27 protein-coding genes and 4 pseudogenes are annotated in these 23,947 nt (G+C 59.6%); 20 read left to right on the forward strand and 11 right to left on the reverse strand.

Features of this window, described 5'->3' with window-relative positions; translation table 11 throughout:
• Positions 1-147 precede the first annotated feature (147 nt).
• The gene (locus tag ACSHT2_RS12495; RefSeq protein WP_440641825.1) at positions 148-1,098 is read right to left on the reverse strand and encodes a helix-turn-helix domain-containing protein; all 951 of its coding nucleotides are present in this window, start codon (positions 1,096-1,098) and stop codon (positions 148-150) included.
• Positions 1,099-1,350: 252 nt separating this feature from the next.
• Here ACSHT2_RS12495 and ACSHT2_RS12500 point away from each other — a divergent pair, with 252 nt between their 5' ends.
• The 3 genes from ACSHT2_RS12500 to benB all read left to right on the forward strand — a co-directional run bounded on the left by ACSHT2_RS12500 (position 1,351) and on the right by benB (position 4,147).
• Positions 1,351-2,688, forward strand: a complete 1,338-nt coding sequence (locus ACSHT2_RS12500; protein WP_440641826.1) for a Rieske 2Fe-2S domain-containing protein — start codon at positions 1,351-1,353, stop codon at positions 2,686-2,688.
• A gap of 53 nt (positions 2,689-2,741) precedes the next feature.
• Complete coding sequence (locus tag ACSHT2_RS12505) at positions 2,742-3,482, forward strand: SDR family oxidoreductase (RefSeq protein WP_440641827.1); 741 nt, start codon at positions 2,742-2,744, stop codon at positions 3,480-3,482.
• Between the two features lie 173 nt (positions 3,483-3,655).
• Positions 3,656-4,147 carry a benzoate 1,2-dioxygenase small subunit gene (gene benB, locus ACSHT2_RS12510; protein WP_440641828.1) on the forward strand — a complete coding sequence of 164 codons (492 nt, stop codon included), beginning with the start codon at positions 3,656-3,658 and terminating at the stop codon, positions 4,145-4,147.
• 568 nt (positions 4,148-4,715) lie between these two features.
• Here the strand turns inward: benB and ACSHT2_RS12515 are convergent.
• Positions 4,716-5,267 (reverse strand): aminotransferase class I/II-fold pyridoxal phosphate-dependent enzyme, encoded by a 552-nt coding sequence (locus ACSHT2_RS12515; protein WP_440641829.1) that lies wholly within the window; start codon positions 5,265-5,267, stop codon positions 4,716-4,718.
• Positions 5,268-5,495: 228 nt separating this feature from the next.
• On the opposite strand from ACSHT2_RS12515, the gene ACSHT2_RS12520 reads away from it, so the two are divergent.
• A complete protein-coding gene (locus ACSHT2_RS12520; protein WP_440641830.1) occupies positions 5,496-5,669 on the forward strand; it encodes a hypothetical protein in 174 nt (57 codons plus the stop codon).
• Here ACSHT2_RS12520 and ACSHT2_RS12525 read toward each other — a convergent pair.
• Positions 5,653-5,823 (reverse strand): hypothetical protein, encoded by a 171-nt coding sequence (locus ACSHT2_RS12525; protein ID WP_440641831.1) that lies wholly within the window; start codon positions 5,821-5,823, stop codon positions 5,653-5,655. The genes ACSHT2_RS12520 and ACSHT2_RS12525 overlap by 17 nt on opposite strands.
• 327 nt (positions 5,824-6,150) lie before the next feature.
• Here ACSHT2_RS12525 and ACSHT2_RS12530 point away from each other — a divergent pair, with 327 nt between their 5' ends.
• Positions 6,151-7,014, forward strand: a complete 864-nt coding sequence (locus ACSHT2_RS12530) for a transglutaminase family protein (protein WP_440641832.1) — start codon at positions 6,151-6,153, stop codon at positions 7,012-7,014.
• 125 nt (positions 7,015-7,139) lie between these two features.
• Here the strand turns inward: ACSHT2_RS12530 and ACSHT2_RS12535 are convergent, their stop codons facing one another.
• Complete coding sequence (locus ACSHT2_RS12535) at positions 7,140-7,358, reverse strand: hypothetical protein (RefSeq protein ID WP_440640778.1); 219 nt, start codon at positions 7,356-7,358, stop codon at positions 7,140-7,142.
• Between the two features lie 226 nt (positions 7,359-7,584).
• On the opposite strand from ACSHT2_RS12535, the gene ACSHT2_RS12540 reads away from it, so the two are divergent.
• From ACSHT2_RS12540 to ACSHT2_RS12560, 5 genes are all read left to right on the forward strand, one after another.
• Entirely contained in the window at positions 7,585-8,001 is a 417-nt protein-coding gene (locus ACSHT2_RS12540; RefSeq protein ID WP_440640779.1) for a BA14K family protein, read from the forward strand.
• Between the two features lie 180 nt (positions 8,002-8,181).
• Positions 8,182-8,442, forward strand: coding sequence for a hypothetical protein (locus tag ACSHT2_RS12545; RefSeq protein ID WP_440642778.1), 261 nt, complete (start codon positions 8,182-8,184; stop codon positions 8,440-8,442).
• 175 nt (positions 8,443-8,617) lie between these two features.
• Positions 8,618-9,001 carry a hypothetical protein gene (locus ACSHT2_RS12550; RefSeq protein ID WP_440642779.1) on the forward strand — a complete coding sequence of 128 codons (384 nt, stop codon included), beginning with the start codon at positions 8,618-8,620 and terminating at the stop codon, positions 8,999-9,001.
• 159 nt (positions 9,002-9,160) lie between these two features.
• On the forward strand, positions 9,161-9,361 hold the full coding sequence (locus ACSHT2_RS12555; protein WP_239621453.1) for a CsbD family protein: 201 nt from the start codon (positions 9,161-9,163) through the stop codon (positions 9,359-9,361).
• Positions 9,362-9,713: 352 nt separating this feature from the next.
• On the forward strand, positions 9,714-10,490 hold the full coding sequence (locus ACSHT2_RS12560) for a sensor histidine kinase (RefSeq protein ID WP_440641833.1): 777 nt from the start codon (positions 9,714-9,716) through the stop codon (positions 10,488-10,490).
• A gap of 299 nt (positions 10,491-10,789) precedes the next feature.
• Here ACSHT2_RS12560 and ACSHT2_RS12565 read toward each other — a convergent pair whose 3' ends face one another.
• The gene (locus ACSHT2_RS12565) at positions 10,790-11,167 is read right to left on the reverse strand and encodes a response regulator (protein ID WP_440641834.1); all 378 of its coding nucleotides are present in this window, start codon (positions 11,165-11,167) and stop codon (positions 10,790-10,792) included.
• Positions 11,157-12,212: an HWE histidine kinase domain-containing protein gene (locus tag ACSHT2_RS12570; RefSeq protein ID WP_440641835.1), complete on the reverse strand. Its 1,056-nt coding sequence runs from the start codon at positions 12,210-12,212 to the stop codon at positions 11,157-11,159. The genes ACSHT2_RS12565 and ACSHT2_RS12570 overlap by 11 nt, the downstream gene beginning before the upstream one ends.
• A 90-nt stretch (positions 12,213-12,302) precedes the next feature.
• On the opposite strand from ACSHT2_RS12570, the gene ACSHT2_RS12575 reads away from it, so the two are divergent.
• The 5 genes and pseudogenes from ACSHT2_RS12575 to ACSHT2_RS12595 all read left to right on the forward strand — a co-directional run bounded on the left by ACSHT2_RS12575 (position 12,303) and on the right by ACSHT2_RS12595 (position 16,199).
• A complete protein-coding gene (locus tag ACSHT2_RS12575) occupies positions 12,303-14,363 on the forward strand; it encodes an ABC transporter ATP-binding protein/permease (protein WP_440641836.1) in 2,061 nt (686 codons plus the stop codon).
• A gap of 159 nt (positions 14,364-14,522) precedes the next feature.
• Entirely contained in the window at positions 14,523-14,687 is a 165-nt protein-coding gene (locus tag ACSHT2_RS12580) for a DUF3309 family protein (RefSeq protein ID WP_440641837.1), read from the forward strand.
• A gap of 355 nt (positions 14,688-15,042) precedes the next feature.
• Positions 15,043-15,500 (forward strand): annotated as a pseudogene (locus ACSHT2_RS12585) (Hsp20/alpha crystallin family protein).
• A gap of 141 nt (positions 15,501-15,641) precedes the next feature.
• Positions 15,642-15,875 carry a hypothetical protein gene (locus ACSHT2_RS12590; RefSeq protein ID WP_440641838.1) on the forward strand — a complete coding sequence of 78 codons (234 nt, stop codon included), beginning with the start codon at positions 15,642-15,644 and terminating at the stop codon, positions 15,873-15,875.
• A gap of 30 nt (positions 15,876-15,905) precedes the next feature.
• A complete protein-coding gene (locus ACSHT2_RS12595) occupies positions 15,906-16,199 on the forward strand; it encodes a hypothetical protein (RefSeq protein ID WP_440641839.1) in 294 nt (97 codons plus the stop codon).
• Between the two features lie 91 nt (positions 16,200-16,290).
• On the opposite strand, the gene ACSHT2_RS12600 is transcribed toward ACSHT2_RS12595, so the two are convergent.
• Entirely contained in the window at positions 16,291-16,515 is a 225-nt protein-coding gene (locus tag ACSHT2_RS12600; protein WP_354270426.1) for a hypothetical protein, read from the reverse strand.
• Positions 16,516-16,868: 353 nt separating this feature from the next.
• Here ACSHT2_RS12600 and ACSHT2_RS12605 point away from each other — a divergent pair, with 353 nt between their 5' ends.
• The 3 genes and pseudogenes from ACSHT2_RS12605 (at position 16,869) to ACSHT2_RS12615 (ending at position 18,569) form a co-directional block, all read left to right on the forward strand.
• On the forward strand, positions 16,869-17,015 hold the full coding sequence (locus ACSHT2_RS12605) for a hypothetical protein (RefSeq protein ID WP_440641840.1): 147 nt from the start codon (positions 16,869-16,871) through the stop codon (positions 17,013-17,015).
• 118 nt (positions 17,016-17,133) lie between these two features.
• Positions 17,134-17,298, forward strand: coding sequence for a DUF3309 family protein (locus tag ACSHT2_RS12610; protein WP_338693358.1), 165 nt, complete (start codon positions 17,134-17,136; stop codon positions 17,296-17,298).
• A gap of 204 nt (positions 17,299-17,502) precedes the next feature.
• Positions 17,503-18,569: pseudogene (locus ACSHT2_RS12615) on the forward strand (AI-2E family transporter).
• A gap of 364 nt (positions 18,570-18,933) precedes the next feature.
• On the opposite strand, the pseudogene ACSHT2_RS12620 reads toward ACSHT2_RS12615, so the two are convergent.
• Both ACSHT2_RS12620 and ACSHT2_RS12625 read right to left on the reverse strand, forming a co-directional pair.
• Positions 18,934-19,124: pseudogene (locus tag ACSHT2_RS12620) on the reverse strand (transposase); the annotation flags it as partial.
• Between the two features lie 27 nt (positions 19,125-19,151).
• Positions 19,152-20,044 (reverse strand): annotated as a pseudogene (locus ACSHT2_RS12625) (IS110 family transposase); the annotation flags it as partial.
• 19 nt (positions 20,045-20,063) lie between these two features.
• Between ACSHT2_RS12625 and ACSHT2_RS12630 the strand changes: the two are divergent.
• Both ACSHT2_RS12630 and ACSHT2_RS12635 read left to right on the forward strand, forming a co-directional pair.
• A complete protein-coding gene (locus ACSHT2_RS12630; protein ID WP_440641841.1) occupies positions 20,064-20,582 on the forward strand; it encodes an Rrf2 family transcriptional regulator in 519 nt (172 codons plus the stop codon).
• Positions 20,572-21,480, forward strand: coding sequence for an NAD(P)/FAD-dependent oxidoreductase (locus tag ACSHT2_RS12635; protein WP_440641842.1), 909 nt, complete (start codon positions 20,572-20,574; stop codon positions 21,478-21,480). Before ACSHT2_RS12630 ends, ACSHT2_RS12635 begins: the two co-directional genes overlap by 11 nt.
• Before the next feature lie 559 nt (positions 21,481-22,039).
• On the opposite strand, the gene ACSHT2_RS12640 is transcribed toward ACSHT2_RS12635, so the two are convergent.
• Positions 22,040-23,143 (reverse strand): ATP-binding protein, encoded by a 1,104-nt coding sequence (locus tag ACSHT2_RS12640; protein WP_440641843.1) that lies wholly within the window; start codon positions 23,141-23,143, stop codon positions 22,040-22,042.
• Positions 23,140-23,826, reverse strand: coding sequence for a response regulator (locus ACSHT2_RS12645; protein ID WP_440641844.1), 687 nt, complete (start codon positions 23,824-23,826; stop codon positions 23,140-23,142). The genes ACSHT2_RS12640 and ACSHT2_RS12645 overlap by 4 nt, the downstream gene beginning before the upstream one ends.
• Positions 23,827-23,947 lie beyond the last annotated feature (121 nt).

The raw sequence follows: 23,947 nt of genomic DNA on the forward strand, positions 1-23,947 counted from the left end.
TCCATCTCGCGGCTGCCTCAAGGCTACAGGAAGCCCCCCGGAACTGCAGCACACATTTCTGAGAGTTGCTGTCAGAAAGCATTTCATGTTTGGCCTCCGCTCGCAGCGAGGCACGCGCGACGATTCGAACTATCACATCCAGGGCATTCACGCGACGGCGTCCTGTTTACCGCCGATCGAGCCCGGCGTTTGACCGAACCGGCAGCGAAACCTGCGATGAAAGTTGGTATAGTCGCTGTAGCCGGAGGCGTAGGCGATATCACTGATGGACTGGCTGCTTCTCAAGGCCGACCTGCGTTTCAAGAGGGCCAGGGCATGATCGAGACGCACTGCGTTGATGAACTGACTGCACGTCGAGTTTCTCTGCGTGAAGAGTTTCTGGAGATAGCGCAACGAAATTCCGGCCTGGTCCGCGACGTCACAGGGACCGAACGCCGGATCGGCAAAGCCATCCCTGACGATTGCGCAAATTCGCGCGAACAGCTTGTCGGTATGCCGGAGAACGTCCTCGCCTTCGGATGGCGCAAAAAGCGCGCCCGTCAAATCATAGACTGCCAGACGCATATAAGCATCCGCCGAAGTTGAGGCCCCGTTCTCTACGCCCTCATGAAGCAACTGGCGGAGCAAACGAGCGGCAGCCGCGCCCCTGCCCTCGCAAGGGCATCGGGGCTCCGACCCGAGATGGGACGCCACCGATCGACGCGACAGTTGCAGTGAAGCCCAATGGCCGCCCGCCTCCGCCAGATATGTGGTGGGCAGCGCCGCATCGACGAGCGCAACGTCACCGACGTCAAGCTCCGTCGTCCGATCGTTCTGAACGACCATGGATCGGCCGGCCATCTGAAACAGGACATAGTAGTGGTCGACGGCGTCGGCACGGACGTCGCGACGCGAGCGCTCAAGTCTGCGGGCGTTGAAACTCACGTCCACGGACTTGAACCCGCAGATATCTCGCGCACGCGCCTGGCCCGAGAAGGCCCCGGGCTCGATTCCGCCGGGACTATAGCGGCCGCAGATCGTACGGACCGCATCCCGCCAAGCATCGTAATCCAGACTTGGCGCGCCGACAAAGTCGTTACTCACACCGCCCGAATACATGGCCATCCTCCTAGGACAGCTAAAGTTTAATCAGCGGAGCACGCGGGCCAAAGTAGGCGTCGCATCACAATCGTTCACGACATAGACACTCCGCATCGCATCTGGACATCAAGCCGGTCGTCTCCGTCCAAGCACAAAGGGCGCGGCAGTCCAGTGACGTGCGCCTTGAGCCGTCCCTATTCTGGTCACTCGGCAACGTCGCCGTGCCCGCTTCGACAGCGACATATCAGTCATTTTTCGGGGAGTCCCGTCATGTCATCGAGCATCCTAGAGCGCCTGGACGCATCCGTTGTCGAGGACGCCGTCAATGGGCTCTTCCGTTGCGACCGCGAGATATTCACCTCCCCCGAATTCTTCGAGCTGGAGATGAAGCACATATTCGAGGGGAACTGGGTCTATCTCGCGCACGAAAGCCAGATCGCCGACAACAACGACTACTTCACCACGTGGATGGGGCGCCAGCCCGTCTTCGTCGTACGCAGCAAGGATGGCGAGATCAACGCCTTTATCAATGCGTGCAGCCATCGCGGTGCGATGCTCTGCCGCTATAAGCGTGGGCGCAAGATAACATTTACCTGTCCGTTTCACGGCTGGACCTTCAGCAATTCCGGCAAGCTGCTGAAGGTCAAGGATGCGGACAATGCAGGATATCCGGAGCGCTTTAACAAGGCAGCCTCGCATGACCTAAAGGCGATTGCCAGGCTCGACAATTATCGCGGCTTCATCTTCGGCAGCCTCAACCCAGCGGTCAAGCCGCTTACGGAATATCTCGGCGAGGCCAGAAAGATCATCGACCTGATGGTCGATCAGTCTCCCGATGGTCTCGAAGTTCTGCGCGGTTCATCGACCTATGTCTACGACGGAAACTGGAAGATGCAGGCCGAGAATGGTGCCGACGGCTATCACGTGTCCTCGGTCCATTGGAACTACGTGGCGACGACAGGCCGTCGCAACGCGGCGACGGACAAAATCAAGGCCATCGACGTCAGCAAGCTCAGCAAACAAAGGGGCGGCTACTACTCATTCGCAAACGGCCATCTGGTGCTCTGGTCCAAATGGGCCGACCCTTCATCACGTCCGCTTTACGCGCACCTCGACGATCTCACGGCGAGGCATGGACGGGCCAAAGCGCAATGGATGGTCGAAAACTTGCGCAATCTCTGCGTCTATCCAAACCTTTACCTGATGGATCAGATGAGCTCCCAGATTCGCGTAGCCCGGCCGCTGGCAACGGATAAGACCGAGGTGACGATCTATTGCATCGCACCGAAGAACGAGCCGCCGGCAGAGAGGGCACGACGCATTCGTCAGTATGAGGATTTCTTCAATGCCAGCGGCATGGCAACGCCGGACGACCTCGAGGAATTCCGGGCCTGCCAACAGGCCTACATGGCAAGAACCATGCGTTGGAACGACCTGTCGCGGGGCTCCTCACAATGGATCGAGGGAGCCGACGAAGAAGCCGAAGCGATTGACCTTCACCCACTGAGGAGCGGGACCAAGACCGATAGCGAAGGTCTTTTCCTCGTCCAGCACCGCTACTGGCTGGACACGCTGCGACAAGCGGTGCTGCACGGCGAGGGAATATGAGCACATGGCGGCATCAGCCGTCTTCATGATCACCAAGGCAACAGGAGCACGACATGTCAGAAGGCATCGAAGGAAAAATCGTAGCGATCACCGGGGCCTCCAGCGGGATCGGCGCGGAGACGGCCAAATTGCTGGCGTCCAAGGGAGCCATCGTGGCCATAGGTGCCCGCCGCCGTCAACGGCTCGACGCAATCGTCGCAGAGATCGAAAACGGGGGAGGGAAAGGCAAGGCCTATACCGTCGACGTGGTGAAACGGCTCGACGTCGCTAACTTCATCGAAGGCGCAGTAAAGGATTTCGGCCGCATCGACGTTCTCGTCAACAATGCCGGCGTCATGCCAATCGCTGCGCTGTCCGAGTGCCGCATCGACGAGTGGGATCGCATGATCGACGTCAACATACGTGGCGTCCTCCACGGCATTGCGGCAGCCTTGCCCGTCTTCCAGAGACAGAAGTCAGGACAATTCGTCAACCTCAGTTCTGTGCTCGGCTTCAAGGTCTTCGCGCCGGGCGGGACCGTCTACTCGGCAACGAAATTTGCGATCCGGGCGATCTCCGACGGCCTGCGCGTCGAAGCTGGGGACGGCATCCGGGTCGCATCGATCGAGCCCGGCATCGTCGATAGCGAGCTCAAACACAATACCACCGGCGCCGCAAAGGACATGGTGATGGGCTTCTACCAGCAAGCCATTCCCGCAATGTCCGTGGCACGGGCGATCGCATATGCGATCGAGCAGCCGGCCGACGTGGATATGAGCGAAATCGTCGTTCGTTCCACCGGTCAGCCGCTGTAGGTGGGCAGGCAATCGACGCAAGGGTTGCCGCATCGGCCGACGGACAAGAGAAACTCAACCTCGCCGCCGGTGACTCGTTGGTGACCGGCCACACCTCACACAATTCAGCGCAGCGCTGCGGGGAAGCCGTGAGACTTGCGACGGCGCGCGGCACAACTTGATGGCGATGACGCATGACCACGATCCCCCTCCCCGAACTCGAAGCATTTCTCTATGCCGAGGCCCGCGCCCTCGACGATCGTGACTGGGACACCTGGCTGACATTCTACGCTCCGGATGTACGGTTCTGGATGCCCGCCTGGGATGACGACGACTGCCTCGTCGAAAATCCTCAGACCGACATTTCCCTGATCTACTACGCCAACCGCAGCGGCCTCGAGGATCGGGTTTTCCGCATCAAGACCGAGCGATCGAGCGCCAGCACCCCGGAGCCACGCACGCTCCACAACATCTCCAATGTCGAGATCAGCGCCCAGGCTGATGGAATCGTCGATCTCCGTTTCAACTGGCTGACGTTGAGCTATCGGTACAAGACGATCGACAGCTATTTCGGCGTGTCGTTCTACACGATCGATGCGACGGGCGATCGTCCGCTGATCAAAGCGAAGAAAGTCGTGTTGAAGAACGACTACATTCATCACGTGATCGACATCTATCACATCTGACGCCGCCAGGCAGGTCGACGTCCGGCACGCACCTCCGCGCATCGACGCGAACTTGCGTAGTTGGCCCCCGACCGTTGGATGCAGTCGGGCCGGATGGATTTGACGGAAGGACCGTCTCGCTCTGTGCAATTCTCGCCGGCTTCCGGTACTGGCCGATCAGTTGCAGAGATGTGCCGGGCGGGCACTTGATCGTAAGCGACTTGGCTAGATCGCCATCGGGAATGTCACTGTCCCAGATTGCTTCGATGATGTCGGATGGCGGGAACGATCGAAAACACCTCAGAACGCCAGGCTGCCCCTGCGCCGAAATGGTCGCATCGCCGCCGATCGGATACTCCACAACGTTCATTCAGTATGACACTCCATTGTCACAGAAGGCGAGTGCCGAGGAACTGTTGAGACGCTTCACGTAGTCATGACCGCGATCGCGATCAACTCACGTCTCTGTCAGGCAAGGCGGAGGATACGAGGGCGCTCCCGGGCAGAGGGGGCAGTCGGATCACGGCCGGGGCGGTCGAGCGGCCGCGGCACCATTCGGGCGCCGCCAAAAGGCGCGATCGATGTGGCCTCACCGCAGTAGTTCGGCAACGGCAGAACGCGCCGCCGCGTTCTCGTGTGGCAGACCGATCGTAATACGGACCCACCGCTTGAGCGGCGGAAAGGCGCGGCCGATCTCGATGCCTCTGCCCCGCAGGGCCGCCGCTATTTCGGTCTGTGGACGATCGGCTTCGAAGAAGATGAAGTTACCCCGAGAGCCGGAATGGCGAAGATTCAGACTGGTGAGCAACTGGTGCCATTTGTCTCGCTCGGCGGCGACCTTTGTACGCGTCGTCGCCACGTAATCGGCATCCCGCATGCTTGCTGCCGCCGCCACGAGTGCGAGCCGATCAAGTGCGTCGACCCGGCCGAACCCGGCCCGCTTGAGCGACGTTGCAAGCGCCGGAGGCGCAACCGCATAGCCAAGCCCGAGACCCGCCAATCCGAACATCTTGTCGAAGGTCCGGAAAACGACCACGTTCTCGCCCGCCCGGACGAGGTTGGACCTGAAATGGGACGGTAATTCTGCGCTCGTAGTCCGAAGAGCGCCGTTCGGCACGCCGCAGAGATAAGGCCGCGACATTGGTTGGAAGCGACAGTTGATGACTGATATGTCGCGCCGCTTTAATCGTGAGGGTTGAGGAAGGGCGAGCCCGCTCGGCTATGGCAACTGCCTCTTGCTCTATGAAGATTTCCGTGAATGTCACGGCAAGGATCTCACCGGCGGCCTGCCGGGCCGGTTGCGATCGCTTGGGCTCGACCTTGGTATCCTCAGGGCTCGGGACATGACCGCAAATTCTAAGAGTAGAGTATGCTTGCAGATACTGGCCACGTCGTTGTTGTCGATGACGATCCCACCTTGCGACAGATGGTGATCAAATATCTGGAGGAGCACAATATCCCGACTAGGGCGGCGTGCAACAGGTCCGAACTCAACCATCATCTCGAGGCCGGCCGGCCCAGCCTGATCATTCTCGATCCTTGACGGCGGCGTCGCGACCTTCGACGATGACAAGGATACGCTGACCGCGCTCAATCACGCAGCGCTGCAGCTTCACGAGTTCGATCTGCAGCCGGATCAGCAGCGTGTGATACCTATGGCGGCTCAAATGTTTCGGAAGCGGTGGCCGGTTCTTCATGGTTCGTTCCTCCCGGTCGCCTCAACCATCCAAGGTCGGCGCGCCGACGCGACGTCCACACATTTGCAACCCTCCGACCAGTGGTCGCGTTACACCTATCGGATCACGTGGCATCGCGAAACCGATGTTGTGCTTGCACTTCGATACCCGTCAACATGGCCGCATGGATGAATCGCAGCGCTCTTGCCCGATGCCTCTGCCGCAAATCCGTCCGGGTTTCGGTCATCTGGATCGACATTTGCATGGGCTCGTCAACTCGGCCACCCTTCCCGAAGGGGGCTACCGGATAAGGGGCCGACTAAGAGGCTGCCCCTATTGGAGCTTTCGTTGACTACACTGAAGGTTCTTCACACGACGACCTATCGATTCAACGAACCCGTGCGCCTGTTGCCGCACCGCCTGATGCTTCGTCCGCGCGAAAGCCGCGAGCTTCGTTTGATTTCGTTCAACATCACGATGACGCCCCCTGCCGCCCTGACCTGGGCGCACGATGTGTTTGGCAATGCAATCGCAACCGCCACGTTTCAGATGACAGCCTCCAACCTGGTGATCGCCAGCGTCGCGGAGCTTCAGCTCGACGCGGTTGCATGGCCGGTGTTCGATATCTCGGTCCCGGCCATGTCTTACCCATTCCGCTATTCCGATGACGATTGGACTGATCTCGGCGCCCTCGCTCTCCCCCAGTTCTCGGACACGGCTGGGGTACTGCGAAATTGGGCAAGAATGTTCGTTCGAGGAAGTCGGACGGATACGCTGTCACTGCTAAAGGACCTCAGCGTCGGCGTTTCCGAGGCTGTCCGATATCAGAGCCGTGAGGACGAGGGCACCCAAACGCCGGTAGAAACCCTGAATCGCGGCTGGGGGTCATGCCGGGATTTCGCGGTGCTCTTCACCGAAGCGGCACGCATGCTCGGGTTCGGAGCCAGAATCGTCTCCGGCTACCTTCACAATCCAGAACAACAGAGCGTCGGATCGAGCGGAGCGGGTTCAACCCATGCGTGGGCGGAGGTGTTCGTACCGGGAGCCGGCTGGATCACATTCGACCCAACCAATCGCAGCCTCGGCGGCTTCAATCTGATCCCGGTCGCGGTCGCGCGCGATATCCGACAGACGACCCCAGTGTCCGGCAACTTCGTCGGAAGCACCGGCGCCTTCGCCGGGATGTCCGTAGAAGTTCTTGTCACGTCATAAGTCGACGGAACTTTGGCGATCGCCGTTGAGCTTCGCTTTTCCTGAATCGCCTCGCGTGCCGGCTCGACCGGTTGCGTGAGTGCCGCATCCCCCACGCAGCAGATCGGTGACGAGTTGCGGGCCGGCTATAGCCAATTGATCCCCGCCAGCGGCAACAGCCGTTGGAGGATCGCGGCCAGGCAGACCAGCCCCACCAACAATTTGAGAAGACCCGCCAAACGGGATTCATTGACGAACTTGTCGATGACCCAGAAACAAATTGCCCCGACGACGCAAATGATCAAGATCCCGATGATGAGTGAAAGCATGGAAGCCCCTTGTTCTGTCGTGGCAGCGACACGCATGCGCCACTGCGGATGAAAGGAAGAGATCAGCGCTCGTTCATGCGCAGGGCGCTGCTTCGCGGACGTCTCCGACGATCAAACTAAGTCTGTCCAATCGATGCGCGCTCACGTTGCGCTGAATCAATATACGTAAGCTTTCCTGGATCATTATGACGCGTCCCTTCCCGGAGATGGCCGGCTGCGCTGAAGGCAGCCGCTCTGCCAAAATGCAACTGGAGATGCTGTCATGAACAAGACGTCCAAGACTGTGCTTCTTGCGCTCATCGTCGCCGCCACACCGTGGTTCGTCGCGCCAGTCACAGCGGCGCCGGTCACCTCCGCGCTGATGCTACGCGACGCGGTGGCGCCGCCGGTGGAGACCGTGCAATATCGCCGCGGCTGGCGCGGTGGTTATCGTGGCGGCGCAGGCATTGGAATTGGTGCAGGCATCGCTGGCGCGCTGATCGGCGGGGCAATTGTTGGCGCAACGCAGCCCTACGGCTATTACGGCTACGCTCCCGGCTATTACGGGCCGGCCTATGTCGTTCCGCCCCCCTATGTTGGTGGCGACGCGGTCGGCTATTGCGCGCGACGCTTCAGGTCCTACGACCCCTATTCCGGCACTTATCTCGGCTACGACGGCCTAAGGCATCCTTGCCCGTGAGGAGGGCGACCTAATGTCTCGGCAGTTTGATGTAAGTGATCTTAAATCAGGCTGCCGACAGGCGTTCGCAATTGTCATTGATCCACGTCAACTGACGCGCAAAAACAAATCCGCCATAACTGGAACGCCTGCCCGCCGTTTCTATTCGTTCATTGTCCAGTTCCGGACGAACAAGAATTGGTGGATTCCATGAAAAGCACCCTATTGGCGACGGTCGCAGTCCTTGCGCTCGCTTCGCCGTCATTCGCGGCTGAGAAGGGCAAGACCGTTGGGCAATCGCCCTCATCTTTTTACCTGGCTCAGGATAGCGCGACCATGAAATGCCAGATCGTCGAGAGCCAGCCTGCGACCGGCAGCAACATGAAGGTTGTCGGCGCCGCCCACACGACAAAGGCTTCCGCAGAAGCGGCTTTGAAAGCCGACAGGACCTGCGCCAAGTGATCGATCAAGTCGCGGCGCGAGTACAGCGGCGGGTCTATTGCCTCGCTGGAAGCACGAGACCTTAGACCTGCCACGTGACCTTCAGAGCACTCTGCGTTGGGGCTCTGCGTCAACAACTGCAACAAGGGCCAACCATCAAGCAGGCCAGCGACACGCAAGCCACTTGCCGCTTGAGATACTCCAAGTTCGAGAGGATACAGCGATGAACAGGCAGACCAGGATATGCGCGATTGGCGCAGCGCTCTTCGGCGCCGCGATGCTCGGCTCGGTACTCCCTTCGGGGGCAGCTCCGATCTCGCCGAGCGCGCCTCTTCTGACAGAAGGGACGTCCTCGTCCGGAGTGACGGAGGTCCGCTATCGACGCCATTACCGCGGTCGCGTCTATCGGCGTGCTCCCGGGGCGGCCATTGGTCTTGGAGTTCTTGGTGCCGCGGCCGGAGCCGCCGCCTATGGGGCCTACGGCCCCGGCTACTACCGTCCGGGTTACGCGCCGGGCTACGCACCAGGTTACTACGGCGGTCCCTACCCGTATCGCCGCCAATACTACGCCCCGTACTAAGGGCAACTTTGACGCCGTTTGGGCGCGGCAGGCTCGGGCGCAGGCCCGCGCCACTGAACGCGCTCTCAAGCGGCGGTCGCTCGAAAAAACGATCAGCGCTGCGGTTCAGCGAACGCGATGACGTGGCAGCGTATTCAATCTGAAATTTGGAGACACACCATGGACTGGAATCAAATTGAAGGAAACTGGAAGGAGCTCCGAGGCAAGGTGAAGGAGCAATGGGGCAAACTTACCGACGACGATCTCACCGCGATCAACGGCAAACGCGAGCAGCTCGAGGGTCGGCTTCAACAGCGATATGGCTTTGCGAAAGATCAGGTTCGCAAGGACATCGATAGCTGGTTCTCTTCCCTCAAGTAGGTTGCCAACCGAGGCCGGGGGATCCTGCTCCCGGGCGAATGATGCACGCAAGACCAATCCGCCCCGGCGTTCGCCGGGGGGCCATCTTCGGCTTGCCGTAACGAGGCGTTAGTCGGAAGAGGCATTCGTTGCAGGCAATGGTGAATTGCAGGTCCGTTATCAACAGCGCGGCTCACAAAGTAGCGTCTCATGATGATAGCCGAACGCAGTAGCGCCATCCGCATGGAACGCAAAGCACAATGCCGAGATGTGGAGCAAATTGACCTGCATCAATCTAGCGTTTTCCCGCCGCTCTAAACTCATCCAATAGTTGAGTGCAATGAGAAGAACCCTCTCATTGGGAGTTGGTATCATGGATGAGGAACGTTCGTCCGGCGATCCCGGTCTTCCTCCGGGCGTGCTTGCTCAGAGCTCGGGTCGATATTTGCCCCGTGCGGAGCTGACGGACTACCGGCTTGTTGCAGTCCAATTGCGAAAGGCGCTTGCAAAAACCGAGGCGCGGCTTCGTCAACGGGACGAGCTGATCCACCGACAAGAACTGCTGAAGGCGGAATCCGATCATCGCCTGCTGAACGATCTCCAGATGACGATCAGCCTTCTTACGCTGCAGAGCCGCAATTCAACGAGTCCGGAAGCGGCCTCACAATTGGCCGCGGCGGCTAGTCGCGTTTCCATGATCGCCCGAATCCACCATCGCCTCAATTCCCACGATGGTGTGAGAACAATCGAATTCAAGAAATTCCTTGAGGACTTTGGACGTGAGTTTGCAGCGATGTCGTCGTCGGACGCCTCCGCAGGAAAAATTAGCGTCGAAGGCCGTGAGATCAATTTGCCTGCCGTCACCGCCATTCCGCTCGGCTTTATCGCCAACGAGTTGATCACGAACGCGGCAAAGTACGGCAAGGGTAGGATCGCCGTCAGGCTGGCACCGGATCCGAAACATGGCTGCGCGCTGTCGGTTTCCAATGATGGCCCGGCATTGCCCGAGGGTTTCGACCCCGGCGCCGGCAAAGGGCTGGGGATGAGAATTGTTCGATCCTTTACCGACCAGATCGGCGGTGAGTTACGGATCGGCCGTGGCGCCGACGGTCAGGGTGCGCAATTTACCGTGCTGTTCTCCAGTGACTGAGCATCGAGGATACCCCTATGGACAAGGACCGCAACCCTGAGCGGAGAGACGCCAGCCGGACAAGAAACCAGCGTTAACGATCGAACCTCGGAGCATCGGTCACTCCCGTTTGGGACCCTCGTCCGCAATCCGGAAAGCGGACAGTCGGCACTCGTACGGTCACCGATCGTGGCACGTTCGGCAGCGGAAGAATAATCGACCTCATCACTGATCACCGAACATAAATCGGCTTCACAGATCTGACGAAAGTATACCTCAAGAATCCATCATTTCCGGAAACTCGATCATCGACGATATCATCAACCGGTCGGCGCAAGCTTGAGGCGGGTCAGTGTCGCCACCAGATCTTCGAATTTGAAGGGCTTCTTCAGCACCGGCCGGCCCGCGTAACCGTCTCTCAAGTTATGACCGGAGTTGCCGGTCGCATAGACAAACGGCACACCGTGCGCGGAGAGTGCGTCCGCCACAGGATGACTATCGTTGCCATCCAGATTCACGTCGAGCAAGGCGACGTCGAAAGCTTGCGCCTCGATCAGCGCGAGCGCCTTATCGACGGTCGCGGCAGATGTCACCGACTTGCAGCCGAGGTCCGCAAGCATGTCTTCAATCATGATGAGAATCAGCATCTCATCCTCGACCACGAGGGCTCGCCGGCCGTAAAGGAACTTATCCACCACGAGCGTCTCCTGCCAAGGGAATGTCTATCGTGCAGATAAGACCGTCGGGCCGATAGTCGAGCTGCACCGTGCCTTCCAGCTCATGGGCGAGGCCACGCTCAAGCACCCGCGAACCAAATCCCTTGTGTGCCGGCGGCGTGACCAGGGGCCCGCCACTCTCCTTCCAGCTCAGCAAGAGCCGTTTTCCAGCCGGTGTCTTCTCTGCCGTCCACGCAATCTGGATTGATCCGGCCGCGTTGGACAAGGCGCCGTATTTCACGGCATTGGTCGCAAGCTCGTTAAACGCGATGCCGAGGGCCAAAGCTGATTTCGGTGAAAAGCGGATGTTTTCACCCGTGATCACGATGCGATCCGCCCGGCCGCCCGAAACTCCGAATGGCTCCAGGGCATCGTGCGCGATATCGAGCAGACCGGCGCCTTCCCATCTTTCGCGTGTCAGCAGGTCGTGCGACCGGGAGAGCGCAAACAACCGCGATTCGATGGATCGTCGGATCTCCTTAGAATCGGTGGTTGCTCGCAATGTCTGCCAGACAATCGATTGCACCGTGGAAAGGGTATTCTTGACGCGATGGTTCAGCTCGTCGATCAGCATCCTGGAGCGGACTTCCTCCTCCTTGTGCTTGGTGAGATCGATGAGGGATGCAAAATACTGAACGATGGCGCCGCCCCCATCGCGTACAGGACTGACGAAGAGCGCAGCCCAGAATTCGCTGCCGTCCTTGCGGCGGCAGAGGACCTCCGTGCCGCCGCTGGACGAACCCTCGAACTCGGCTTTGGTTCGTGTCAGGGCCTCGGCATCCGAACCGTCAGCCATCAGGAAATTGAATCCTTTGCCTAGCACTTCGTCCCGGTCGTAGCCGGTCAGGGCGACAAGACTGTCGTTCGCAAAAATGATCGGGTTGTCGGGCTTTGCCGCGTCCGTAAACAGCATGGGCATCCGGGTTGTTTCAGCGGCGACGACAAACGGACCGAGGTCCTTCCGGAAGCTGTCGACTGCGGCTTCGGCGCCCTTCTGCCGGTCAGATTTTTCCGTTATGTCCGACATGTCCCCAACCGATCGATGCGCCTTGCGGCCAGCGCTGAGATGACGGTGCTGAGGGCTTCTTCCTCAGCCGAGCATTTTCATGATAGCATAATGATGCTGCTGCCGGAGCAAATCATTGCGGCGGTCAAAATCCAGTTCACCTGGATCTGCTTGCGGCGAACCGACGGACGAAATGGGGGGGGGCGAAGCGGGCGTATGAAGGCGGACGTTGCATCACCTGAGGCTCCTCAGGCCCCCGTTCCCTCTCCGGCGGAGGCAGTTGAGAAGCTGCCGCAGGCCGCCCATCCTCTGCTACCGATCATGCCGGGCGTGGTGGCCAGACCCGCTCTCGCGGACGCACTCGTCAAAGCTACACCGATACGCGGCTTCAATCTTGCCCGTGACCTGAGCTTGTTCGCGCGCGTGCTTCGGCAGGCCGAAGGCGGGCGATGGGTGATGGCAATCTTCGTTGCCTCGACCCTCGTCACCATTGCCAACATGTTGGGACAAGTCCAACTCAATGATTGGAACGGCCGATTCTTCGACGCCGTGGGCCGCAAGGATCTGTCGGGCTTCGTCCATGATCTCCAGACGTTCGTTGTCATCATCGCCATTTTGCTGGCGCTCACGGTCGCAAACACCTTTCTCCAGGAGCGCCTGAAGTTTCGACTGCGCGAATGGATCACCCGTCACCTCCTGGCCGAGTGGCTCAAGCCATTGCGCGTCTATCAGCTCAGCTTTGCCGGCGAGTATGGTCACAATCCGGACCAGCGCATCCAGGAGGATACGCGCCTCTTGGGCGACTACACCGCCGACCTCGGCTGCGGCATCGTCTATTCCTTGCTCCAGCTCCTCGCTTTCGTCGGCATGCTTTGGACTCTATCGGCGCAAGTCACGTTCCAAGTCGCGGGCTATGACATCGCCATTCCCGGTTACATGGTCTGGTGCGCGCTCGCCTATGCCTTGACCGGCTCGGCTCTGACCTGGATCGTGGGGCGGCCCCTGATTGCCCTGAACGGCGAGCGATATGCGCGAGAGGCTGAATTCCGCTTCGCGCTCGTTCGGGTCAACGAATCCGGCGAGAGCATCGCACTGCATGGCGGGGAGACCGACGAACGTCGCCATCTCGAGGCCGCGCTCGCGGCCGTCGTGGACACGATGCGACGAATATCCTCCTCGCTTGCTCACCTGACCTGGATCACATCGGGCATTGGCTGGCTATCGCTGGTCGTACCGATATTGGTGGCCGCACCGGCCTATTTCGGCGGCAACCTGACGCTGGGCGGCCTGATCATGGTGGCGGGCGCATTCACCCAGGTACAATTGGCGTTGCGATGGTTCGTCGATAATTTTTCACGGCTCGCCGACTGGCGTGCAGCGGTCCACCGGGTCGCGCGCTTTCGCGAAGCGCTCGACAATCTCCCTGCGATCGAACAAGGCGCAGAGGAAATCAAACGCGCGCTGCACCCGGAAGGACATCTTGCTTTCGAGGGCGTGCGCATCCTCTTGCCTGACGGACACATCGTCATCGATGACGCGACGGTCAGCATCACCCCAGGCGAGCGGGTCCTGATTGTCGGCGACACCGGAAGAGGAAAGTCGACGCTGTTCCGCGCCGTGGCGGGTCTCTGGCCATGGGGTTCGGGGACAATCCTCACGCCTCCACCCGAGGCCATGGCGTTCCTGCCGCAGCGCCCATATCTGCCGCTCGGCACGCTGCGCAACGCCCTGAGTTATCCGAGCCCGCCCGACGCCTTCCTTGATGCGGATGTGCGACAGGCCTTGGTGCGTTGCGATCTCGGCGATCTCGTTCCCAAGCTCGACAAGACCGAGCGCTGGGACAAAGAACTTTCGCTGGGCGAGCAGGAGCGCCTCGCTTTTGCGCGCCTTCTCCTGCACAAGCCGGCATGGGTCTTTCTGGACGAAGCGACAGCCGCGCTTGACGAAGACAGCCAGCGTCGCGTCATGGCTCTGTTCGATGATGAACTGAAGCAAACCACCGTGTTGAGCATCGGTCACCGCCCGGATCTGGCCGTCTATCACACCCGAACGCTTCAGCTTGTTCATGGACGTGACGGTGACCGCCTCAAGCTCAAGCCGCCCCCGGCGCCACCTCCCCCGCGGCGCTGGCTGCAACGGCTCGACGACTGGCTGCTGACTATCCGGCCATAACGGGCGGCCGAGTCGAACCGCCCACATCTTTGATTTGAGTCAACCAGGCTTTGCTATCTTCGTGACAAGATGAGTTCCTTACTGGGAACCTGCCTGGAATCGACGGCTGGCTGCGCAATGTTCGAGCCAGTCGCGACCAAATCGCAAAGGGATATCGAAATGTCAATCGGGACCATCATTCTGATCATTCTGATCATCGCGCTGCTGGGCGGCTTCAGTGGGATCGGCGGCGGTCCGTTCTACGGTACTGGCTACTACGGCGGTGGAGGTCTTGGTCTTGTGATTGTCATCCTGGTGATTCTGCTTTTGCTCGGCAAACTCTGACCATGCGGCGGCCGGTGAGCAGGTGACGGGTTGAAATGCCGCTCATTCCACAGGGGCGGCTTTGAGATTGCTTCTGCCGCATCTGCTTGTCATGGCGCATGCGCTCGGCCTGCCGGCGTTCAGTACAGCGATGCAATCTCGCTTTGTGTCATTAGGTCAACTTCGTTGACGCGCTCTCTTTTAATCATCATGGCCGGTCTTCCCGCTTCGAAATACCCGGCCCTAATTGCGCTATATCAAGGCCGCCGCGACCGCGAGGAGCACGCTGGCGTTTTTCAACCTGCGGAGAAACCAGATGAGCCTTCCGAGATTATGGACCACCAGCCAGGAGCTTGCCTTCGATCCGTTCAGGGCCATGCGGCGTGACGTGGAAAACGCCCTTCGCACTATCGATCAGGGGTCGCCTTCTTCCAGCATTGGGGCGGGCACGCCGGCAATCAATGTGGCGGAAACCAAGGATGCCTTTGAAGTGACAGCCGAACTTCCCGGCGTGGACGACAAGGATATCAAGGTCAGCCTGGACGGCAACCAGTTGGTCATCTCCGGCGAGAAAAAGGCGGAGAGCACGAGAGACGAAAAGGACTGGCACGTCGAGGAGCGCAGCTACGGCTCTTCTATCGATCGATGTCTCTGCCTTTCGAGCCGGACGAGGGAGCCATCGAAGCTCATTTCGACAAGGGCGTGCTGCATCTCGCCATCAAGAAGCCCGCCAAGGCCGTGAAGACCACCAAGACAATCGATATCAAGACAGGAGCTCCGCCGAGCGCGAGCCCCGTGCCGAGCAAAGCCGCGGCACCTGGCAAGGCCGCCTAGTCACGTGCGGTCGTCGCAGCAATCCGGAGGCCGAGCCAGATAGGGTGGTTGCGGTCTCCGGATTTCGTCGTCGCCTTTTCCGCTGTGATCGAATGATATAGAGGCCCCCTGTCATGCTTCTGCGATCCGATGAGAGTTCCGATGAAAAAGCCAGTTCGCTCACCTGACGAGCCTGAGCCGAAGGCGCCACGTGCCGACAGGCCGCCGTCGGAAGGATTTGTGGTCGTTGTCGACGGACACTTCAAGTCGGAGTTTGAGACGGCCGAAGCGGCAAAATCAGCCGGTCGCAAACTGAAATCGACCTATCCGATGCTCAAGATCGAAATCTATGACGCCGCCACGAGGGTCCGAGCCTTACTGAACTCCGAAACCTAGCTATCGCACCGTCCTCATCGGGAGCGGAGAATGGCCTTCCTCAAAAGAGAGCTATACCGTCAGGTGAAAGGCCCCGAGATCCCACACGAGGATCGTTCTTTTCTTGTCTTCGATACCGACACCAAGAACTTGTATGTCGAGCGGGAGGTGGCGCATTTGGAGACAGGACTCGGGGGCACAGTCGAATTCCAAACATCGACAATGGATATTGCGGACTATCTAACACAGGGCGGCCAAACCGCTGGTCACCGCGAACTTTGGCGTCTGCTGAGAGCGCTCTTCAATGAGGGCAGCGACGGTGCTGGCTCCTCTTGTGAGATATGACTTCGCCGCACCTCTGCACAACCATCATCCGCCAAGCTGCGCGCTCAAGCCGACTGACACGGCGCCTCGCGCACGATGACTTGCGGCCGTGTCATGTCAGGCTTTGCTTCTCTTTTACGATTTCCGCTAACAGCTTGCGTACCCGCACATCGTGAAATGCCATTCCGAAAAGAGCCAGGACGACCTGGCCTGGCGGAAGTTCCTCGTCACTCTTCGCCTGCCGGATGAACATTTCCATCTCGCCATTTTCGCGAACGACGATAGCCGCGTCGTTGGAACGGAGCTCAATGCGAGTTGGTCGTTTCAGCCCGAACATTCTCAACTCCTGTTTGCGCTTCTCGTCAGATGACACTCTGCAACCCATAGATAGATTACCAGATAAGCCAATCTCGGGGCTAGACTACTAGGTCCTTGAGTCTTCTTCGGCTCGCCGTATCAAGCCTACTTTGATCCGCTGCCGCTCGATCAACACTGATTGAGGGGGCACGTTTTGTTTGATTCAGTTTCCTCCCTTTCTTCATCGCAGAGGGGGCTTCTTCGGACTGCAACAGAGGTCCTCGTTTGGGTCCGTTGATTTGCATCAAAATGATTTGGTGACTGCCTCATAAGCTTCGATTGGCCAAATCCTGGCACATCAAAGCCAAGCACGCCAATCAGGATTCCCGGACAATGTCTCGCAATATGCTCTACCTCGTCATCGGCGCACTCGCCGTCGTCGCGGTGACACTAGGCTACCAAGTCTACCGGGAGCGACAGAAAACCACTGGCGTCGAGATCAACATCGGCGAACGTGGCATTTCGATCGAAAAGAAGTAGCACGGCCGTTTTCCGGTGATGCCGGCGACAGCCGTCGCCGGAAGCCTGAGGACCGCGCGCACAATTCGGACTGCCAAACGACCCAATATCCACAAGGTCCCACCAAAGGAGTCGGACAATGTCGATCGGACTTATCCTCGTGATCATCCTCATCGTCTTCCTGCTCGGTGGCTTCAGCGGCCGCTTTGGCGGCTACGGCTACGGCTTCGGCCACGGTGGAATGGGTGTCATCGGTATCATCCTGGTCATCCTGCTCGTATTGCTGCTGCTGGGTCGACTCTGATCCTGTCGGTGTCGGCTGCGTCGACCGGGCGCAATCCCGGAACATCCTGTCATCGGCGCAACGGGTCCCGGCCAGCCCCGACAAGACACCTGGTCGTGGCTTTCCGTCCGTTGTCCTCATGTGTTGTTCGAGCATTTCAGAGCAGCCGCATGGCGGAGCACGGGTCTGGCCTGAACGGCTCCGCTTACCCGATGGAATGGCGGCATGCGTACCATTGAAAACAACTCGTTTTTGCTGCTGACCATTGCGATATCGGCGGCGTTCGCGTGGATCTTGCTGCCGTTCTATGGAGCAGTTCTCTGGGGAACCGTCACGGCCGTATTATTTGCGCCATTGCATCGATGGCTGTTGAAATCAATGGGGCAGCGGCGCACCCTTGCTGCCCTGTCTGCCGTCATGATCATCATAGCGATCGTGATCCTGCCAATGACGCTGATCGCCGCGGCATTGACGCAGGAAGCGTTGGGCTTCTATGGAAAAGTCCAATCGGGAGAGCTGGATCTCGCCCGATTTTTTCAGCAGGTCCATGACATCTTGCCTGCATGGACAATCAATCTGCTGGATCGCTTCGGCCTTGCGAGCCTCGGTGCGGCCCAGCAAAAACTCTCCGCCGCCCTCATGGCCGGCAGCGAATACATCGCGACACAGGCGCTCAATATTGGCCAGAGCACGTTCGACTTCATCGCGAACCTGTTCGTCATGCTGTACCTGTTGTTCTTCCTGCTCCGCGACGAGGACGCGCTGTCCAAGCGCATCAGGGATGCCATTCCGCTACATGCCGAACAACAGAGCGCCTTCCTCCTCAAATTCACGGTCGTCATCCGTGCCACGGTCAAGGGCGACATGCTTGTGGCCCTTCTGCAGGGAGCGCTCGGAGGCCTGATATTCTGGTTCCTTGGGATTAGCGCCCCGCTGCTATGGGCCGTTGTGATGGCCGTCTTTCATTGTTGCCGGCGATCGGTGCAGGCCTCATCTGGATTCCGGTCGCCGTCTATCTTCTCGTGACCGGTGCAGTGTGGCAGGGCATCGTCTTGATCGCCTTTGGCGCGCTCGTCATCGGCCTCGTGGATAATTTCTTGCGTCCTGTCCTGGTGGGAAAAGACACGAAGATGCCCGACTATGTCGTTCTCATCTCCACGCTGGGCGGAATCGCCACCTTCGGTCTCAACGGATTTGTCATCGGTCCGGTGATCGCGGCCATGTTCATCGCGGCTTGGGATATATTCTCGGCATCGAGGCAAATCGCCGAGAACGACGGCACCATTCGTTAGTGGCCGACCGTCCATCACGCTCCGAACCGCAGACCTTGATCCCAATCAACAATTCGGCCCAGCGGTAGCCTATTGTGGCAATGGCGATCATCCGACGCCTGGAGCCGAAGTGTAATGAACACGCAGCTCGGGACTAGTGCAACGAGCGAGCGCAGGGACGCTTTGCTTTATGTGCCGCTGACATCGGCTGGGCGCCCGGCCGGGGAACCACTCGCACGGCCGCGAGTTGCGATGAGGCGCTGGGTTCTCGTTGGGATCGCGACGCTGCTTCTCGCTGCATCCTTGGGCATCTGGTGGTCGTACGGTTGGATATGAGACGGCGCCTGGTGACAGGCGCCCCGTTGCGATGGACCAGGGTCTGGACTCAATTGAGCCACCAGAGCAATGCGGCAGCCAGGAAGATAGCGGAGAGGAATATATCGGCGCGTTGTCGTATCGGGTGGCGATGCGGCGGAAGTCCTTCAGGCGACAAAACATGCGCTCGATGACGTTTCGGCCCTCGTATGCGCGTTTGTCGTAGCGATGTGGGTGTTTGCGGGTCGGATCTGGCGGGATGAAAGCCTTGATCCGCCGCTGTGCGAAGGATGACCACTTCTTTGTCCGATAGAGAAGTACGGTGGCGGCCTCAAACAAGGTAGGTTCTGAGAAGCCGGTCGCCCCATCGAGATATCTTGCCATTGATGTCAGTTTCGCCAGATTGGCTTCGCCGGGGTGTAAGGCCGAGGTAGGCGCCGACTGTCAAGGCCGATCGGAAGCACAATGGATCATCGATCGTATGGCGGAAGGTCAAGGCGGTCACCACGCCCACACCGGGAACGGTCATCAGGCGGCGCGTCGTCTCATCCGCCTTCGCCAATTGGCGAACCTCATCGTCGAACTTACTTTGCTGTTGACAGACTTCTCATGGATCAACAGGAGCGGCGAGATCACGCTGAGGAGTGGATGACTATCACCCATAGCTCGCCGACCTGGTTGCGGAACTGCTGGCCGATTGCGCGTGGGAACAGCAAGCCGCATTCTCTGATTGGTCTGATTGGACTGCGGACCTGATTCTCGATGTCTCGGCGCATGGACACGAGCCGGGATCTCGCGACGAGCATCGCGCGAATCTTCTGACTTTCCTCGCTCTTGACCTTGACTTCTCGATACCAGCCAACCCGTACCAGTTCGGCCAGACCTCGAGCATCATTCTGATCGCTCTTGTTCATGCGTACGGATGAAGCGGCGTGGGCATGCCGCGCGTCGATGCAAACCACCGGGAGATCGACCCTGCGAAGTTCATGCCATAGCCAACTCGCCATCGCCCCAGTCTCAAATCCGATCCGCTCCGCTTGTGGCGCCCGCTTGCGAAGCAAAGCCGCGAGTGCCCCTGGGTCGGACTTTGCCTTTCCCTCGAACAGGACCTGACCCACTTCGTCGACCACACATACCGAGGTTTCCTTTTGTGAGACGTCCAGCCCAACATATTGCTTCATAGCCCCTCGGATTCGTGAGATGGCGGGAAGACTCGAAGATAGCGGACCTTTTTTGAGCCGCGGGCGCCCACCGCAATTACGTCATCGTCTGCAAACGCCGATTGACATTCTTGATCTGGAGCAAATCGGTCCCGCAATGAGGATACGCGACAACACTTTCCGGAGGTGCGGCCTCTTCAAGAGGACGCGGCAACCGCTGACCGTTCCGGCACCTGACCGACACGGAACGTGTAATAGTTGGCATAGCGCTCGCGGTGGCTGGACGATCAGGGTCGATCCCGCCCTGATCACGCTGCGCGATGTCCATGCCGCGCTCGGCAGTCAGCATTTGTTTGCCATGGGAAACCGCACGGAAGCTCCCGGCTGCTTGCTTGAACAAGCCGTCAATGATGCGCTAGACGGTGCCTTCGATGAAGCTGAAGCACTCTTGCACGCGCGCTTCGGCATGGTGACGCTGGCGCAGTTACGCGCCGATTTTCGCGCTCGCATGGCCGCGAGCGGCTTGTCGTTCGATCTGGAGACTGTTCATGCAGCATGACGCTATCGTTGTCGGCGGCAGCTTTGCGGGCCTGTCCGCTGCCATTCACATCGCCCGTGCACGCCGTTCCGTCTGCGTCATCGATGCAGGACGTCCCCGCAACCGCTTCGCCGCTGCGTCCCATGGCTTTTTCGGGCAGGACGGAAATCAGCCTTTGGCCATGATCGCCGGTGCAGGATCGCAACTTCGCTCCTATCCCTCGGTGCGTACCGTGATGGGCGAAGCGACTGGGGCGCGTGCGATCGACGGCCGTTTCGCCGTGATGGTGGACGATGGCGAGACGCTGACCGCAGCAAAGCTCATACTTGCCTTCGGAATCTCCGACCTGCTGCCCGATTTGCCGGGGATGGCAGAGCGCTGGGGCAAGAGCGTGCTCCATTGTCCTTATTGCCACGGCTTCGAATATGGCGGCCAACGTCTGGGCGTGCTCCAGACGATGCCGATATCTTCGCATCAGGCCTTGCTCATCGCAGACTGGGGGCCGACCACGCTCTATCTTAATGGAGACGACTTTCCAGATGCCGAGACCCAAAGGACGCTTGCGCACCGATGCGTGACGATCGAGCCTGCGCGCGTCTTGGCGCTGCAGGGCGAGGGGGAAGGCCTGTCGTCGTTGTTGCTGGACGACGGGCGAAACGTACCGGTTGACGCCCTTTACCTTGCGCCGCGTACGCGCATCAACAGTCCGATTGCCGAACAACTCGGTTGCGCGCTTGAGGACGGACCTTTTGGTCCCGTTATCCAGACCGACGCAGCAAAGCTGACCACCGTGTCGGGGATCTATGCTGCCGGCGATGTTGCCCGAGTGCCGCACAATGCGAGTTGGGCGGCGGCCGACGGAGTCACCGCCGGCATCTCGTTGCAACAGTCTCTGGTTTTCGAACCGCTCGAATCCTGAGGAGGATAGATGATCGGCTGTCATCGCGACATTGGATTGCCCTTGCGTTCGAATCGCCCGTTTGAACAAACCGTCAGCTTAATAAGCCGTCTCTGGCCTTGATCTGGATCGCTGACCGACTTGGTCCAGACCAAGTCTGGATGTAAGCTTCAGCTCACGTGCAAAGGTTGCGTCGAACAATGCTAAAGAGGGATCGCCCAAATGCCGCAGCTGATAGCAAGAGTCTGTAGGGATGTTTGGGGATAGGATTTGAACCCATGACCTTCAGAGCCTGACAATTGCCGAACGGCTTTCGACACGCTGGCCCGCGCGCCAGCCCATCTCCCAGAAAATAATCACTCCGGACAGTTATGTGGTGTCACTGAGCAATGCGCTGTGGTTTCTCAGATCACGCGACGGAGATCTGAAACTTCTATTCGACCAAGGGAAACCGATGGTAGTGAAGAAGACGATCACCTACTCACGTTCAGAAGCGATAGCTTGCGCGGTAAGGAGGGGTGATAAACCACCAGTCTCCGCGAAATAGTTCCGCCCCGGATGCTCGTCGAGCCATGACGGACTAATTTCCAAGCGCCTCCCCCGGCGCAACGTCGGGCCCACAGTCTTCCATCAGCGGAAGTTGGATCTCAAAAACGGCGCCGCCGCGCGAGGATCTTCGGTACGCGGCGCGCCCACCATGTGCCTCGGCAATGGCACGAACGACGGACAGTCCCAGCCCCGATCCGCCAAAGCGCCGGGAGCGCGATGGCTCGCCACGCGCGAACGGCTCGAATGCTCGCCTGGCGAATTCCGGCGGCAACCCTGGACCTTCGTCCTCGATCCGGATGACTGCGGAGTTGCCTGATTTCAACGTCGAGAGTTCGATGGAGCCGGGCCGCGCATAGCGCTGTGCGTTGTCGAGAAGGGCGAGCAGCGCCTGACGAATGCGGCTTCCATCGCCGCGAACCACCAGATCAAGCAGAGTGACGTCGAGGAGAAAGCCGGCTTTCAGGAGAGAAGGTTCCAATAGGTCGGTGACACTACTAATTTCCGCGGCGAGTCCGATCTTCTCGATCCTGAGATCCAGACGCCCGCCGTCGGCCAGTGTGACCGTGCGCAGGTCTTCGACGAGCCGTGAGAGCCCGTCGACATGCAGCAGGAGATTGCGGATCAATGCCTCATCGGGGGCGAAAACACCGTCAGCGATACCTTGGAGACGCCCCTTCAGGACGGTGAGCGGCGTTCTGAGCTCGTGTGCGATGGTCGCATTCCACGCGACCATGTCTTCCGCGATATCCTGGAGCCTTTGCGCCATCGCATTGAAATCGTCCACCAGCTGAGCTGTTTCGCCGAGCGACCGGTCGCCGGGAGATGCGCGGGCTGACAGGTCTCCCGCGGCTATCTTGCGCGCGCTTTCCGCCAGCGAATTCAGCGGGGCTAGAATTCGCTTTGCTAGCCGAAGCGCGACGGCGATAGCAAGAGCCAGTCCGATGAGAAGGAAGAATGCGATCAGCAACAGGTCCGGCGCTTCCGGAAGAAGGGGTGGCGGCCCGGGAGGCGCGGGAACATAGGTGAGATATATTCCATAGAAGATGAACGAACCGACGAAGACGATCAGCATCGCAATGGTCGCCACGACGCTCATCGAGACTATGATCTGTCCACTCAGGCGATATCGCTTCATAGCGCGGCCAATCGATAGCCGATGCCGCGCACGCCGGAGAGCATGCCCGGCGCGCCAGCCTCGCCCAGCTTTTTACGAAGATTGCTGATATGGCTGTCGACCGTCCGCTCAAGGGCGTCGCTGCCGGGAAGGCAGGCATCGACGAGTTCGCTTCGTGTGAACGCCTTGGTGGGTGTTCGCGCCATGTGAACCAGGAGACGAAACTCGGTGAGTGTAAGCGGCAGTGGCTGTGCTGTTCCGCCCACCTCGATCTTGACCACGTGGCTGTCGAGATCAATGGCAACGCAGTCGACCCGCAGCATGCCGCCAGCGCTTGACTGGCCGACCCGCCGCAATACCGCCTTGGTACGAGCGACAACTTCGACCGGATTGAACGGTTTGACGACATAGTCGTCGGCCCCGATGCGCAGTCCCTGCAGGCGGTCGATGTCCTGGTCGAGCGCCGTGATCATGATGACCGCCGTATCGCCCCGGCGGCGGATCTCGACCAACACCTCCCATCCGTCGAGCCGCGGCATCGTCACGTCGAGAAGAATGAGGTCCGGCTTCAGGGCAAGATGTAGGTCCAGTGCAGTTCGACCATCGCCAGCGCGGACCGTGCGGAAGCCCTCCCGCACCAGATAGGCGTCGAGAATTTCGCAGATTTGCGGTTCATCTTCGGCAATGAGGATAAGGGCGTTCATCGGAGCACAAGGCCAAGCATCGTTCGGATCCCATGGCACGGGGGGAAGCTCCCCGTCGACCCAATATGGGCCTTCTCCACCAAATCTCCACACACTCTCCATGGTCGATGGACGGCCGCCG

The sequence above is a fragment of the Bradyrhizobium sp. PUT101 genome (assembly GCF_052043945.1).
Taxonomy (GTDB): domain Bacteria; phylum Pseudomonadota; class Alphaproteobacteria; order Rhizobiales; family Xanthobacteraceae; genus Bradyrhizobium.

Bases quoted from the DNA above. Each gene is read 5' to 3' on its own strand.
- ACSHT2_RS12495 (WP_440641825.1), bottom strand. From the start codon at position 1,098: ATGTATTCGGGCGGTGTGAGTAACGACTTTGTCGGCGCGCCAAGTCTG.
- ACSHT2_RS12500 (WP_440641826.1), top strand. From the start codon at position 1,351: ATGTCATCGAGCATCCTAGAGCGCCTGGACGCATCCGTTGTCGAGGAC.
- ACSHT2_RS12505 (WP_440641827.1), top strand. From the start codon at position 2,742: ATGTCAGAAGGCATCGAAGGAAAAATCGTAGCGATCACCGGGGCCTCC.
- benB (WP_440641828.1), top strand. From the start codon at position 3,656: ATGACCACGATCCCCCTCCCCGAACTCGAAGCATTTCTCTATGCCGAG.
- ACSHT2_RS12515 (WP_440641829.1), bottom strand. From the start codon at position 5,267: ATGTCGCGGCCTTATCTCTGCGGCGTGCCGAACGGCGCTCTTCGGACT.
- ACSHT2_RS12520 (WP_440641830.1), top strand. From the start codon at position 5,496: ATGCTTGCAGATACTGGCCACGTCGTTGTTGTCGATGACGATCCCACC.
- ACSHT2_RS12525 (WP_440641831.1), bottom strand. From the start codon at position 5,823: ATGAAGAACCGGCCACCGCTTCCGAAACATTTGAGCCGCCATAGGTAT.
- ACSHT2_RS12535 (WP_440640778.1), bottom strand. From the start codon at position 7,358: ATGCGTGTCGCTGCCACGACAGAACAAGGGGCTTCCATGCTTTCACTC.
- ACSHT2_RS12540 (WP_440640779.1), top strand. From the start codon at position 7,585: ATGAACAAGACGTCCAAGACTGTGCTTCTTGCGCTCATCGTCGCCGCC.
- ACSHT2_RS12555 (WP_239621453.1), top strand. From the start codon at position 9,161: ATGGACTGGAATCAAATTGAAGGAAACTGGAAGGAGCTCCGAGGCAAG.
- ACSHT2_RS12560 (WP_440641833.1), top strand. From the start codon at position 9,714: ATGGATGAGGAACGTTCGTCCGGCGATCCCGGTCTTCCTCCGGGCGTG.
- ACSHT2_RS12570 (WP_440641835.1), bottom strand. From the start codon at position 12,212: ATGTCGGACATAACGGAAAAATCTGACCGGCAGAAGGGCGCCGAAGCC.
- ACSHT2_RS12575 (WP_440641836.1), top strand. From the start codon at position 12,303: ATGATGCTGCTGCCGGAGCAAATCATTGCGGCGGTCAAAATCCAGTTC.
- ACSHT2_RS12580 (WP_440641837.1), top strand. From the start codon at position 14,523: ATGTCAATCGGGACCATCATTCTGATCATTCTGATCATCGCGCTGCTG.
- ACSHT2_RS12590 (WP_440641838.1), top strand. From the start codon at position 15,642: ATGAAAAAGCCAGTTCGCTCACCTGACGAGCCTGAGCCGAAGGCGCCA.
- ACSHT2_RS12595 (WP_440641839.1), top strand. From the start codon at position 15,906: ATGGCCTTCCTCAAAAGAGAGCTATACCGTCAGGTGAAAGGCCCCGAG.
- ACSHT2_RS12600 (WP_354270426.1), bottom strand. From the start codon at position 16,515: ATGTTCGGGCTGAAACGACCAACTCGCATTGAGCTCCGTTCCAACGAC.
- ACSHT2_RS12605 (WP_440641840.1), top strand. From the start codon at position 16,869: ATGTCTCGCAATATGCTCTACCTCGTCATCGGCGCACTCGCCGTCGTC.
- ACSHT2_RS12610 (WP_338693358.1), top strand. From the start codon at position 17,134: ATGTCGATCGGACTTATCCTCGTGATCATCCTCATCGTCTTCCTGCTC.
- ACSHT2_RS12630 (WP_440641841.1), top strand. From the start codon at position 20,064: ATGGCGGGAAGACTCGAAGATAGCGGACCTTTTTTGAGCCGCGGGCGC.
- ACSHT2_RS12635 (WP_440641842.1), top strand. From the start codon at position 20,572: ATGCAGCATGACGCTATCGTTGTCGGCGGCAGCTTTGCGGGCCTGTCC.
- ACSHT2_RS12640 (WP_440641843.1), bottom strand. From the start codon at position 23,143: ATGAAGCGATATCGCCTGAGTGGACAGATCATAGTCTCGATGAGCGTC.
- ACSHT2_RS12645 (WP_440641844.1), bottom strand. From the start codon at position 23,826: ATGAACGCCCTTATCCTCATTGCCGAAGATGAACCGCAAATCTGCGAA.